Annotated in this window: 12 protein-coding genes; 2 read left to right on the top strand and 10 right to left on the bottom strand. The window is 51.7% G+C overall.

Annotated elements, in window-relative coordinates; translation table 11 throughout:
- Window positions 1-753 precede the first annotated feature (753 nt).
- Window positions 754-990, bottom strand: coding sequence for a hypothetical protein (locus tag ACP7E4_RS03090; RefSeq protein ID WP_426111986.1), 237 nt, complete (start codon window positions 988-990; stop codon window positions 754-756).
- A gap of 410 nt (window positions 991-1,400) precedes the next feature.
- Here ACP7E4_RS03090 and ACP7E4_RS03085 point away from each other — a divergent pair, with 410 nt between their 5' ends.
- A complete protein-coding gene (locus ACP7E4_RS03085) occupies window positions 1,401-1,739 on the top strand; it encodes a DUF7693 family protein (RefSeq protein WP_426111988.1) in 339 nt (112 codons plus the stop codon).
- A gap of 182 nt (window positions 1,740-1,921) precedes the next feature.
- Here ACP7E4_RS03085 and proX read toward each other — a convergent pair whose 3' ends face one another.
- The 9 genes from proX to ACP7E4_RS03040 form a co-directional block, all read right to left on the bottom strand.
- On the bottom strand, window positions 1,922-2,947 hold the full coding sequence (proX, locus tag ACP7E4_RS03080) for a glycine betaine/L-proline ABC transporter substrate-binding protein ProX (RefSeq protein WP_426111990.1): 1,026 nt from the start codon (window positions 2,945-2,947) through the stop codon (window positions 1,922-1,924).
- Between the two features lie 140 nt (window positions 2,948-3,087).
- Window positions 3,088-3,987 (bottom strand): ABC transporter permease, encoded by a 900-nt coding sequence (locus tag ACP7E4_RS03075; protein WP_426111992.1) that lies wholly within the window; start codon window positions 3,985-3,987, stop codon window positions 3,088-3,090.
- Window positions 3,980-5,182, bottom strand: a complete 1,203-nt coding sequence (locus ACP7E4_RS03070; protein ID WP_426111994.1) for a quaternary amine ABC transporter ATP-binding protein — start codon at window positions 5,180-5,182, stop codon at window positions 3,980-3,982. Before ACP7E4_RS03070 ends, ACP7E4_RS03075 begins: the two co-directional genes overlap by 8 nt.
- Before the next feature lie 145 nt (window positions 5,183-5,327).
- Window positions 5,328-5,642 carry an NIPSNAP family protein gene (locus tag ACP7E4_RS03065; protein WP_426111996.1) on the bottom strand — a complete coding sequence of 105 codons (315 nt, stop codon included), beginning with the start codon at window positions 5,640-5,642 and terminating at the stop codon, window positions 5,328-5,330.
- Window positions 5,632-6,462, bottom strand: coding sequence for an alpha/beta fold hydrolase (locus ACP7E4_RS03060; protein WP_426111998.1), 831 nt, complete (start codon window positions 6,460-6,462; stop codon window positions 5,632-5,634). Before ACP7E4_RS03060 ends, ACP7E4_RS03065 begins: the two co-directional genes overlap by 11 nt.
- Entirely contained in the window at window positions 6,459-7,526 is a 1,068-nt protein-coding gene (locus ACP7E4_RS03055) for an LLM class flavin-dependent oxidoreductase (RefSeq protein WP_426112000.1), read from the bottom strand. The genes ACP7E4_RS03060 and ACP7E4_RS03055 overlap by 4 nt, the downstream gene beginning before the upstream one ends.
- Before the next feature lie 18 nt (window positions 7,527-7,544).
- Window positions 7,545-9,056, bottom strand: a complete 1,512-nt coding sequence (locus tag ACP7E4_RS03050; RefSeq protein WP_426112002.1) for an aldehyde dehydrogenase — start codon at window positions 9,054-9,056, stop codon at window positions 7,545-7,547.
- Window positions 9,057-9,066: 10 nt separating this feature from the next.
- Entirely contained in the window at window positions 9,067-10,056 is a 990-nt protein-coding gene (locus ACP7E4_RS03045; RefSeq protein WP_426112004.1) for a flavin reductase family protein, read from the bottom strand.
- Between the two features lie 203 nt (window positions 10,057-10,259).
- On the bottom strand, window positions 10,260-10,853 hold the full coding sequence (locus ACP7E4_RS03040) for an amino acid synthesis family protein (protein ID WP_426112006.1): 594 nt from the start codon (window positions 10,851-10,853) through the stop codon (window positions 10,260-10,262).
- Between the two features lie 170 nt (window positions 10,854-11,023).
- Here ACP7E4_RS03040 and ACP7E4_RS03035 point away from each other — a divergent pair, with 170 nt between their 5' ends.
- Entirely contained in the window at window positions 11,024-12,814 is a 1,791-nt protein-coding gene (locus tag ACP7E4_RS03035; RefSeq protein ID WP_426112008.1) for a helix-turn-helix domain-containing protein, read from the top strand.
- Window positions 12,815-12,841: the final 27 nt, after the last annotated feature.

Genomic DNA, 12,841 nt, shown 5'->3' with positions numbered 1-12,841 from the left:
GTTGCCCTTGTAAAATTCTTTTACATCAGCATCGTGGATACCTTTAACCAAAATAGGACATCCAATAACAGACCCCGTGTCCGACTTAATCGCTATAGAAAGGCAGGCTATAGCGGTACTCCCCCAAAAACGCACCGAGCGTGGCCTCAAATTCCTTTTCTGACTGCAGACCTGTGTCACTTTTCCATTGCATGAAGCTGGGCAGCGTGTGTTGTTCAAGCTTGCGATATTCCGCTAGGCCAGCTTCCCGGTGACGTATTCGCAAGGCACTTGAGCGCGCAGCCGCATGGACAATGAGCGTTGTCCGATTCGTGATGCCAAGTTGCTCATGGCAAATTCAATATCATTGTAGCCAGCTTGAGCGACAGACTGCCCAGTCGCATTGAGCCAATGCTTTAAATACTGACCATCCTGCCGGCGCCGTGGCAGCGTTTAAGCTCGCTGGAACTGTCCTAAACGGGTCATTAGACTGGACTTGCGACAAAAATCGCGCTGAAAAAACGTTACCGTTTTTTTCTGCAGCTATGACCCCACCTACCTACATCCGATTACACCGCCGCTCTTTCGAGAGGAAAATTACTGATCCTCGCAACTGTTTCAATATCGAAAAGCTAAAACGCAACGGTCGCCTGCTACTTGAGCACGTCATGCCAACGACTACAAATTCCGGCTATGGATTCGGCTGGGGCCTACAACAGAGATGCAGGCAGAGCTGTTCTAATCGCGAGGGAAACTCTTGCCCCATCGCGTACTTTAAGCCGAGCTTGCCTGACCTCGGCGTAACGGCGCGTCTATGACATAGTTCATACACACACCAATCGGATAAATCGCCCCTGAAACGAAAGGTTTCACTTCCTCACGGATGTCCTCGGAACTGAGCTCCTCAGCGGCGAGATGGCACACCAGCTCTATGTCGATTCCCATGCTTGCCGCAATACTTAAAATGGCAAGCAATGCCTCCCTCGATTCCCTAACTTGATTGTCAGTCATGGCATACTCCTCCCTGGTTTCCAGCAACGATAGACGCGGCACACATGGAGCAAGGACTGAATAGGAATAACGCCTAGATCGGAAATAGCTTAACGGAATTTGGTCTGACGTCGAACCTGATGGCGAGCAAGCGTGTTGCCGAAAGCAAGGTGGCGGCATACTGGCAAGGTTGTCGGGGATTCTAGTAAGCTGCTTCGCACACGACTTTCAAGGTGCAAGTGGCGCTTTCACTGGTGGCTGTAGCAGGACGTGATGAAGAGTTGCTGCTGCCCAGAAAAACCAAGTCGCAGCTGGTTCTGATGTAGGATCCTCTTAAGTGACTTCCTAGACGAAGTAATGCGGCTATTTTTTACGACTTAACACCGCAACGCTTAGATAGCTGACCTTCGCACCCAGGATCAGTGACTGACATGACATCTGAAAATGGCGATCCGGACGCAGTGCCAGCCCTGACAGCTAGGGAGGTTTGCCAAGTACTGTGTGAGGTGACATTTGGCCGTCGCGTGATGAGCAAGCTGGGTGCCAAAGCTTGGGATGAGGTGTATGCATGCCACTTCATTGTGGATGTGGATGGCTGGCGTATAACCCTCTATAACGATTGCGACACGTTAGATTATTGCGAGGAATGTATGAGTCCAGATGGAAGACGCTGGGCATTTGATCCCGGTGATCGATTTGGGACAGATCCGGTAGCTTTACTCAGTACCTGGGAGCACCGAGCACTTGAGCGTTTTTTGAAATCGCTTTGATCACGATGAAAGCTCAGAGCAGGTTGCTGACGCGGTGGTTTACGGACTAAATCGGGCGAGCGCGACCTACCAAGGATGGGACTGGGTTAAGAGTAGTAATTGAGAGAATGATCGTTTTCACTAGGCATTCTTCTACAAAAAACTGATCTGCCAATAGCAGACCAGCTTTTGATGTAGGACTACTACTGCCGAGCTTGGGCTACCCACGCGTCGAATGTAGACTTGTTGTTACTGATCCACTCGTCCGCGAGTGCCTTGATGGTGCGCTCGCTTGCACCTTTTTGACTCAAAGTTTGCTCCCAGTCTGACCACGACTGAAGAGGAAACGAAACCTGCTCGACGAGACTTTTGACTGCAGGATTCTTGGCGATGAAATCTTTGTTACCAACGCTCTGCCAGTTCCAGGCGGCCATGGCCATGCGGCAAGGATCTGCATTTCCTGCGCACCCTGGCACGCCTGGGGTGAGTGCGCTTGTAGTGCTATGCATCGCTTCAGGCAAAGCATCAAACGGAGTAGGAAGCCAGACCACGTCTTTACCGGGAACGAGAGCGGCGGTCATCCAGGACGGAATCCATGCGTAGAACAACACAGGTTCTCCACGCTTAACCTTTGCAATAGTCTCAAACATCAGCGCTTCATATTTGCCTGTGACCGTCTTGACCGTATTCCTCAGGCCAAACTTGTCAACTTGATACTGAACGACCGCATCGCAACTCCAACCTGGATCACAGGCGATAAGGCTCGCCTTACCATCCTTCCCGAACAGACCAGCGATCTTCGGATCTTTCAGTTGCTCAAGGGATGTAATCCCATACTGATCGGCCGTTTTCTTATCGATCATGTAGCCGTTATACCCCCCCCCCTGGATCGCACCATGACCAATTTTGACAAGATCGTTCTGAACCTTGTCAAAGCTAGGCTGGCGTTGTGGGAAATTGATATCCACCGAGAGATCAAGATCACCGTTGGCAGCGGCCTCGAAGAATAGAACAGAGCTCAACGTGCTGGGCTTTATCTCATACCCTAGCTCGCCTAAAGCGATTCTTACAATTCTATTCACAACGTAATTGGCACCCATGCTATCCGACTGCGCAAACCGAACAGTTTTTCCTTCACCGGGATTCTCAGCGGCAACGGAGCTACTCAAGAACGCTACGCTCAACGCACCTGCAGCAACGGTGGTGAGGAAATTTTTCAGCTTAAACATGGCACAGCCCTCTTGGCACGAAAATAGTATCGGCAGGTGGAACCGGTGAACCGAGGTGCATAAAAGAAACACCAAACGCATTCAATGCCCATCGCACTTGTTTATTATAATTCTGTGCAAATAAAGACTCTGCTAACGAGTCATGCTCTAACCCTGTTGGGCCACATCAGCCGCTGAAACAGCGATGTCTTTTTCCTTTTCTTTGTTGGAACTGCAAGTTTCTGGGTGATTCGATCTAGCATCATTGCCAACAACACGATCGCAATGCCACCCACAGCCGCACGTCCAACGTCAAGTCTTCCCAACCCTTGCAGGACAACAAGTCCTAAGCCATCTGCGCCGATCATCGCAACAACAACAGACATGACCATTGCAGTGAGAACGGTTTGGTTCAATCCGCCTAAAATAGTCGGGATGGCCATGGGAAGTTGAATCTCCCAAAGAAGCTGACGTCTGTCGGCACCAAATGCCAGGCCCGCCTCAACAATTTCTGTGTCCACCATCCGAATCCCTAGGTAGGTAAATCGAATTAATGGAGGAGCTGCCGCAATAACTACCGCAACTTCGCCAGAAACAGTTCCCACACCGAAGAGCATGACGACTGGAACCAAATACACAAATGATGGCGTGGTTTGCATTATGTCCAGGATGGGGCGAACGATTGCCCATATCTTTTCACTACGCGCACACAGGATACCAACTGGCACTCCGATAACTAAGCAGATCACGATGGCTGTGGTGATCAGCGATAAAGTCGTCATTGCTTCTGGCCAGACGCCAAGGGCAGCAATACCGACGAGAGCCAATCCAGTAAACGCTGCTACCCCAATGCTGGCCACCCGATAAGCAAGCAATACCAGCAAAGCGACCATTACCGGAAACGGAATTGCGTGAAGAACCTTGTCATTGAAAGCCAGTAAGTTTTCAATCGGCCAGCGAATAGCGAGGAAGAATGATCGGCCATGGAGACCCAGCCATTCGACCCCAGTAGAGATCCATTCCTCAAACGGAAAAACAGCGATATCTTGAGCTTCAAGCATTTGGCTGGCCTCCAAGCACAGGTTCAGGTGAAGAGACAGCGGAGATACATTCGAGAATATTGCTCGCCTCGACGGTACCTGCAAATGCTCCTGTCGTATCCAGAACGGCGGCCTGAGGTGCAGACTTCAAGATTCTGGAGGCATCAATCAGTTTTGCTGATGCTGGGAGCGAAACGAAATTCTTGTCCATCAATTCAAGAATTTGACCGCCCGATTTAACTTCACGCAGCCCCTGCGCAGTCAGGGATCCGACTACTTTGCGGCTGGAGTCCAGTACAAAGCCAAAGTCTGATGTCATCCCACTGCTTGCGAGCACTTCATACCCCGACGTCGAGAGGATGACTTCTGCCGGCTGCTTAACAGAGTTGATATCGAACAACCTTGCCCTGTCCACTTCTTTGGTGAATCCACATACATATTCACTGCCGGGCGACATGACAATGGACTGTGGTGTGCCCTCACGCGCAACCTTACCATCACGCATAATCGCGATCCGCGTTCCCAGCTTCAATGCTTCCTGGAAGTCGTGGGTAATGAACAGGATGGTCTTTTTCAACGTTCGTTGGAGACGGAGCAGTTCATCCTGCATCTCGGCGCGAATCAAAGGATCTAGCGCACTGAACGCCTCATCCATAATCAGTACGTCGGCGTCTGTGGCAAGTGCGCGAGCCAATCCGACCCGCTGACGCATTCCGCCAGAAAGCTCATGAGGATAGTGGTATGCCCACTTCGCAAGCCCAACAATGGCCAAGACTTCCTCTGCTCTTTTTCGGCGCACCGTAGAAGAGAGGCCCCGCATTTTCAAACCAAACTCGGTGTTCTCGATAACAGTCTTGTTTGGCAAAAGCGCGAAGTGCTGAAAGACCATGGAGATGCGAGTGCGTCGGACGTCTCTTAGCTCCTTACCCTTCAGCGGGACAATATCTTCACCGTCAAGCAAAATCTTGCCAGCTGTGGGCTCATTCAAGCGATTGATGCAGCGCGCCAATGTCGACTTTCCAGATCCGGAAAGCCCCATGATCATGTAAATAGATCCACTAGGGACGCTGAGAGAAACATCATTCAGCCCCACAACCGCGCTCGTTTCAGCCAAGACTTGATCTTTATCGGCGCCGTTGCGAAGCATCTCTATCGCCCGCTGGGGGGATGGAGAGAAAATCTTGTAGAGATTTTCAATCTTTAATCTGTCGTCCACATTTACCTCCAATATTTCCTTGACGCCAGATCTGGATCACAATGTTTTAATCGTTATGTGAACACCTGAACATAAGGAAAAAAGCCTTTATTAAGAAGTTGAGCACGCTGCAGCAAGGCGGCCCGAACACACCATGACGCACTTTCTAGTGCAGCGGCGAGAAACTCGCCGGTACCAGAATACGGTTTTCAGCACTTTCAATCAGTGCTGCAAGTTTTGGTATAAACGCTTGCCATTTAGGATCCTCAGACAACGCAGCTCGCTTCTTAGCCCGATCATCCAGGCTTTCATACGCCCACATATGCACTACATGGCTGAGAGGCCCTATCTCCGTTGAGAAATAACCAATAAGATGACCCAAATAAGACTTTTGAATTTCGATACCCTCATCGCGAACCAAAGCCATATAGTTACCCATCTGACCATTTCTAATCTTGTAGATCCGCTCTTCAACTATCATTACGCTCTCCACCAGCCGCTGTCCTCATAAACTCATCCATCATGTTAGCTACCAGTTTTGGAGCTTCAGTCAGAATCGAATGCCTAAGGCCCGGCAAGACAAAAAGCACGGAACCACTGATTTGATCATGCATAAACCGCGCCATTCTTGGATTGGATCCCGAGTCTTCTTCGCCTGTAGAGATTAAGGTTGGGCAGGCAATATGAGTGATCTCATCCCCAAAATCAGTTTCCGCCAATACCCTGTAAGCAGACGCATAGCACTCAGGATCGTTGCTTGCGTTTCTCGCTCGAAGTTCTTTAATAAGCTCTGGGTTCTGACGCTGGAAATCTTCTGTCAACCATCGTGAGAGCGAAGAGTCATAATGGGAACCGCTAACATTGTTTTTGAGCGCTTCAAGACGAGCCGCTACTCTGGCTTTCTCATCCTGGTTTCGACCCGCAACAGTAGAAAGCAGGATCAAGCTCTTGACTCTTTCGGGGTATCTGAGAGTAAGTCTCTGCGCAATCAAGCCCCCCAAAGAGAATCCGGCCAGGCTGAATGATGTGAAGCCAACATGATCTGCTAAAGCAATGACTTCGTCGACGATTTCATCAATATCATAAAACCCTTTCACGAGCGTAGACTTTCCATGACCGCGCATATCGAAAGTCAAAATCTTATAGGAATCATGCAGACAACTTACCACCTCCTCCCATGCGAGAAGACTTGATCCGACGCCATGGATGCAGATTACAGCCTGCTCACCTGTGCCTTGCGACCGATAATTCAGAGTGACGCGCCCGAGATTAATTTGCTGATCTGCAGGCTGAAGATTCATGCAAAGCTCCTGGAGCTGGATGTTTCCCTCTGCGCAAAGAACGGCATTACTTCGTCGATAAAAAGGCGAAGTGTCTGCTTCTGCATTTCAAAGGGAAGATTGAAGTTTAAGCCCAGGCAATACTGATCGACACCCGCTGCTTCGTAATCAAGCAACTTGGCTATGACCTCATCTGGTGTACCAAACATCAGATTCTTACGAATATTGTCTGGGTTATAGTTCTCTTTACCCTTGACCGCTTCAAACGGCACCGCATCGGGGAAGCCGTCGTTGACAGTCCCGATGTTCTGCATCAGGTTTTCAAAGTGACGCCCATGATCAATGCTGTACTTGACAGGCAGCTCCCAGTCGTCGGTTTTTGCATACAAACAGGTTCTGCGTTGCATCATAAACCGAGGCCTGGACACCTCAGGATGGTCAGCCACCGCCTTGTCAAACTTCTCTCCCAACACCTTGATCTCGGCCGCTGGCATGGCGAGAGGGGTGGACATGATGTTTGCACCAATGCTGACAGCCCAGTCAAACGTTCCTGGATCACGGGCCGCAACCCATATAGGCGGCTGGCCGCTCACAGGCTTGGGCACTGCGGCAGTTTTTGGAAACTTCCAGTAGTGCCCCTCGTGAGCGTAGTCGCCCGTCCAGAGTTTCTTGACCGCTGGTACGAGCTCCTTCATGTAACCCACACCCTCGCGCTGGTCAATGCCGGGCTGCATACGGTCAAATTCGTACTGATAGGAGCCTCGGGCGATACCGAACTCAAGCCGGCCACCTGTCAACTGATCGCACATCGCTGCCTCCGCTGCAAGGCGGATAGGGTTCCAATAGGCAGCAGCCAAGGTACCCGTTCCAAGACGAATACGTTGGGTGTGTTGGCCCAACCACACTAGAGTCTGGAATGGGTTTGGAGCGATCGTACACTCAAGGGTGTGGTGCTCAGACGTCCACAGCGTTTCGAAGCCGCCTTCATCGGCAATTCGTGCGAGTTCAAGCATGTTCGCGATCAATGTAGGCATCGGAGTGCTTGGTGAGAATCTTTCCAAACTTATGGCAATTGCAAATTTCACTGAGATGTCCTCAACGTCTTAGCGCAGACGGATAACGAATGGATCCTGCTGAGCGCCGGAGTAGTCGATCACGATATTTTTCGCTCGCGAGAATTCGCGCATGACATCGAATCCACCACGACGTCCGTAACCGCTCTCTTTAAATCCATTGTTCGCAGACATGTAGGCTGCTGACCGATAGGTATTGATCCACACAGTGCCGGCGTCGATTTGGTTCGCAAATCGCATCGCCCGATCAATGTCCCGCGTCCAAATTCCCGACGCCAACCCGTAGTTGGTGTCGTTCGCCATCTCGATCATCTCTTTCTCGGATTTGAACGACGCAACCCCAACGACTGGGCCAAATAGCTCATCACGCATGAACGACATGTGATTGCGGGCATTGCTCAGCACAGTGGGTTGGAAATACCAACCGCTCGAAAGCGCCTCCGATCCTGGTCGCTTTCCTCCAGATGCGATCTTCGCCCCTTCTTGAACCCCGGCTCCAATGTAGTGCTCCAGCTTCTGCAACTGAGCTTTCAGGGCGAGCGGGCCAACGTCGGATGTCTCATCCATGGGGTGGCCGAGCGCGATCTGATCCGTGCGAGCGACTAAAGCCTCGACGAAACGGTCGTAGATACTCTCCTCGACGAAGCAACGCGACCCGGCAACGCACGTTTGACCCGCAGCAGCGAAGATCCCTGAGACAACGCCATTGACCGCCCGGTCGATGTCGACATCGGCGAATACAACGTGTGGGGATTTGCCACCCAGCTCCATCTGGCACGGTGCTAGGTGCTGCGCGGCATTGGCGGCAATTCGACGACCGGTGTCGGTGCTACCAGTAAAGACGTATTTATCTACGCCCTTGTTGGTTGTGAGCGCCTCACCAGTAATAGCGCCATTCCCGCTCACGACATTAACGACACCAGGAGGGAAGCCTGCCTCCATGACAAGCTCGGCGAGAGCAAAGGTAGATGCTGTGGCATGCTCTGAGGGCTTGATAACGACCGTGTTGCCGATGGCTAGGCACGGCGCGAGCGTCCCAGTGAGCAGCATCAGGGGTGAATTCCATGGCGTGATCATTCCGATCACACCCAGTGGCTCACGAACGTTAAAATTGAGCTGGTCGAGCTTATTGACGGGAATCGTATCCCCCTGCAACTTGTCAGCCATGCCCGCAAAATAGGTGTAGGAGTCAGGTAGCGCGCGCATTTGAGCACGCATTTCACGCATGAGTTTCCCGTTATCCCGGCATTCCAGCAGGGCCAGCTCTTCCGCATTTTCCGCGATCAGTTCTGCCAGGCGTCGAACAAGCTTACCGCGATCAGTCTGTGTCATCCGACGCCAGGTCGGATTGATAAACGCACTGCGCGCGGCCCTGACGGCATCGGCTACATCCTCTTCACCGGCCTCGGAGAATTGATACCATGGTTGTCCGGTAGATGGGTCGTAGCTATCAATGTACCGTCCTGTACTCGACGCCACATACTCACCATTGATGAACAACTTTAACCTTGAGCCTTCACAGGTGTTAACGGTTGTTTTCATAGCTTCTACTCTAAACTTGTTGTTCGCGATTGAATTCATCCCAGGTCTGGGCTGCACCCTCGATCATCGCAATTCGGCCTCCATCGCTGGATCCCATGTAGATGCTGAATTTTTGATCTTTACGTTCCCGCATGTACCGACGAACTACTGCTCGCAACTCATTGGTCGGCATCAAATCGAATGGCAATTCATTTATGTCGAAGAATTTATAAGCAGGCGGCAGTTCAGCAGTCTGCACGCCAGCAAGCTGCGCACGAAACACGATGACACCTGGGTCTTGGTCATTGACGTCGAACATCGAATAAAGAAATGTCGCATTGGGGAGCAAACTGAGGCTTGAGTCGCCTACCGGTAGTGCAGATTTATTAGCACGCTGGGTTGATTCCGGCAGTGCCCACCCGCTTTTACCATCAGAGCAAAATAGAATGCTGTCACCTGACTCAATCAGGTACGTGCTCACCATTCCGTGCGAATTCAGCCAGCTTTCAGGCAAAGGGTTCTTCAAAGCCGCATAACTACCTCTGTTAAAGCACAGAGGGGATCGCGGGCTTGTGCCAAAGGCTTGGATCTGGCCGATCAACACCACGTGATCACCGGCATCTACCCGGCTATAGGTCGTGCAGTCAAACCAAGTTAGGCTGTCGGCCAATATCGGCGCGCCGGTGTGTACCCGGTCATGCTCGACACTTTCGAACTTATCAATCGCTTTGGATGCAAACTTGTTAGAAACGTGAATTTGATCTTCGTGTAAAAAATTGACCGCAAAACATTCACTTTCGCTAAAGGCCTTGTAGCTAGCAGCCGCTTTGCCGACACAGACCAATAGCAGAGGCGGATCAAGCGAGACTGAAGTAAAGGAATTAGCCGTCATACCTCGTGGTAGCCCATTCTCGTCTTGTGTCGTAATAACAGTCACTCCAGTCGCGAAGGTACCAAACGCCTGGCGAAGAGCTTTCGGATCAATAGCAGGCGGTTTTGAGTCCGGTGTGATGTCAGCCATGGGAGACCGTCCTTTGCTGCGGTTAATAGCAAGCCTACTGCCAGGTAACTAAACGCCTCTCCTACGATCAGGAGCACGCCGTCAGTTATTTTTCCGTCCAATCGGACTAATCCTGTCTGAGCAGTTGGGGTGGTGCAGAGGGCAACGGAAGGGCAGCAGACTCGCATTCACCATCCCTACTGCCGAGTGTGGAAGCCGAGTGCTTACTGTTTTTTTGCAGCTTCCTGTTCCATTTCCGCCATGTCCTGGAATCGATCGGCGATTCTCGGATGCGGGCGGGATCCGTCAGCGGCACCGATGGCGACGAGGATTTCGTCTGGCCCGGGAGCATCCGCGATTTGGAAGGTTGCAGTCAGGAAGTGTGAGCGCTTGCCAGTAGTGGTCTTGTGAACCATCGGCAAAGAAATCAGGGCACCTGGGCCGGTGCGCACGTTGGTGAAGCTGAGATAAGCGGTGCCGTCCACGGCCTCGCGAAACATGTTGCCAAATCGCAAGGTGTGAATCAGACCTGAAGCGTGTTCGATCTCACCGCTAGTGCCTACACATGCCGCCTTACCATAGGCCTCTACCTTATCCGCAGGCATGAGGGCGATAAGCCGATCCGTCATCTCCTTGCCCAAAGACGGCGCAATCTCCAAGATTTCCGGGCGAAGATTTTCAACAAAACCTTTCCCTGCCCACGGATTCTTCAAGATGGCAGCAACCACGACCATGGTGATCGGCGGCTCGGCGTTCTTCCCGCCTTCGATCAGGGTTTGCTCAATAAAGGTGCAGTATTTTCTTACGTTGAGGGTCATTCCGAACGTCCTTCAGATAACAGCGATGGAAAACGGTGTCATCAAGGTAAGGCGTTCAGGGTCGCTGGACTTCCTCTGAACAGAGGCATACAACAACCTTTGTTTACTCGGAATCGTGCTATTACCCAGCCTTTTTCGAAGGCATATTCACCGTTTGGGGGTAATCAAAGGTGAAGTTCTTGAATACGACTATGCAGTTGCAGTCACTGAGGGATGTCGCCAGCCAGATCAACTCCGGCGCAAACCTGACTGACACGCTGTGCCAGCTTGTTCGCGTTAGCTGCGAGCACACTGAGTGGGCGTTGGGTTCAATCATGGCGATCGACGTGCTTGAGGGGTATGCCTTCGTTCTGGCCAGGCACGACCCAACTCTCCTGAAACGCCCATTGGTTGATCGATGGGATTTGACGCAAAGCCCCGCGATCACCGCTCTCCAACGAAATGAGCCGGTTTACATCCGTGACGTCCGTGACAGCGAATATTCGGGCTACCGCGCTGAATCATTCGAAAGGGACTACCGGACGGTGCTAGTGATGCCCATGGGGTGCAAGGATGACCAAGGACGCCCAATGGTACTGAGCGTCCTCTCTCACCAGATCAAAGAAGCGGCAGAGGACGATCTAGCGTTTTTGGGGATGATCGTGCACCTTGGAGCTATAGCCGTTGCGCGCGAGCATCAGCTGGAAGCACAAAGGCTTGCGGCAGAGCAGCTGCAGCAGGCATTGCGCGTGCACACGACTCTGATTGAGCACGTGCTCGCTCAGAACTCTACGTCGTCACTATCGCTCATGGTGGGAAGCCTTCTGCCAACGCCAGTCGTTGCTGTCGACTTTAACGCCAATCAGGTCATAGCCGGGAGGTCGCCTGACGCTCTTCGCTTTGATGATCTGGGTTGGCAAAAGGCAGCCGCAGGCGCAATGAGTGCGCAAATCATCAAGAGCTGCCATGACGCATTAAACAGCTCGATTCGAGACTCCGTCCCAATATTCCTCGATGATGGCAGCGGTGGATTGACCTTCAAAGTGCGAGTCGAACCACTGACAATTGACAACGAATTAGTGGGTGCAATTATTTTATTTGCTCTTGACACCTCTTTGGGAGAGCTAGATCAGATAATGCTGGAAAGCGCGAAATTTGCACTCAGCGTGCAGATGATGCGCAGCTTCATCCGCTTTCGGTTTGAAACCAAAAACATCACAGAACTTCTGTTCGAGATTTTAGAACGCAGATGGCGTGACGAAGCGGACGTGCATCTACGAGCAAAACGCCTCGATGTAAACCTGGACGTGGTTCAGCAAATGATCGTGATCGAGTTCCCACGCTCTCAAAAAAACAGCCAGCGCCCGACGCTGAACCTAAGCCAAAATGTTTCGAGAGTTTTTCAACGCGCAACCATCACCTCGAACGTAATACCGACCGAGCACGGGCTGATATGTTTGATTCCCTTCGGCGGCGAGCAGGCATCCCGAAAACTGTCCAAAGTCATGAAGCAGATAACAGATGATCTCACCCACTACCTTGAGTCCGAGCCTATCGCGTTCGCCAGCGGCCCCTGCCGCTTGCTGACTGAATACGCCGACGCTTGGGACAAATGCCGCAGGATGATTGATATCGCCAAAACCTTCGGTAAAACCGGAGCCCTTTCGAATCATGACTTCGGGCCGATGCCAATTCTTATAGCAGCCGTTGGGGGTGAAGATATTCGTGCTTTCGTCAATGAAAGTGTAGGCGCCATGGTCGCTCACGACATTGACAATAAAACCAATTATTTGGAGACGGTGTCAACGTACCTGGATCAGAACTGCCGGGCCCAAGCGTGTGCCGACGCTATGGATTTACACGTCACGACGCTTCGATACAGGCTCACGAGAATAAAAGAGCTTTTCTCAGTGGAGTTTAACACGCCGGAGAAACGCTTTGCCTTTGAGCTTGCCGTGAGACTTCAGCGTGCTATCAATTAAGAGAATGAGGCCAACGCACTCGCTAGG

Origin of the sequence: Pseudomonas sp. DSP3-2-3 (genome assembly GCF_049898225.1) — a bacterium.
Lineage (GTDB): Bacteria > Pseudomonadota > Gammaproteobacteria > Pseudomonadales > Pseudomonadaceae > Aquipseudomonas.
Note: the sequence above shows the minus strand (reverse complement) of the source record. Positions and strands in the feature narration are given on the sequence as shown.

Excerpts from the sequence above, each read along its gene's own strand:
- proX (WP_426111990.1), bottom strand. The coding sequence starts at position 2,947 with ATGTTTAAGCTGAAAAATTTCCTCACCACCGTTGCTGCAGGTGCGTTG.
- ACP7E4_RS03050 (WP_426112002.1), bottom strand. The coding sequence starts at position 9,056 with ATGAAAACAACCGTTAACACCTGTGAAGGCTCAAGGTTAAAGTTGTTC.
- ACP7E4_RS03065 (WP_426111996.1), bottom strand. The coding sequence starts at position 5,642 with ATGATAGTTGAAGAGCGGATCTACAAGATTAGAAATGGTCAGATGGGT.
- ACP7E4_RS03040 (WP_426112006.1), bottom strand. The coding sequence starts at position 10,853 with ATGACCCTCAACGTAAGAAAATACTGCACCTTTATTGAGCAAACCCTG.
- ACP7E4_RS03085 (WP_426111988.1), top strand. The coding sequence starts at position 1,401 with ATGACATCTGAAAATGGCGATCCGGACGCAGTGCCAGCCCTGACAGCT.
- ACP7E4_RS03075 (WP_426111992.1), bottom strand. The coding sequence starts at position 3,987 with ATGCTTGAAGCTCAAGATATCGCTGTTTTTCCGTTTGAGGAATGGATC.
- ACP7E4_RS03045 (WP_426112004.1), bottom strand. The coding sequence starts at position 10,056 with ATGGCTGACATCACACCGGACTCAAAACCGCCTGCTATTGATCCGAAA.
- ACP7E4_RS03060 (WP_426111998.1), bottom strand. The coding sequence starts at position 6,462 with ATGAATCTTCAGCCTGCAGATCAGCAAATTAATCTCGGGCGCGTCACT.
- ACP7E4_RS03090 (WP_426111986.1), bottom strand. The coding sequence starts at position 990 with ATGACTGACAATCAAGTTAGGGAATCGAGGGAGGCATTGCTTGCCATT.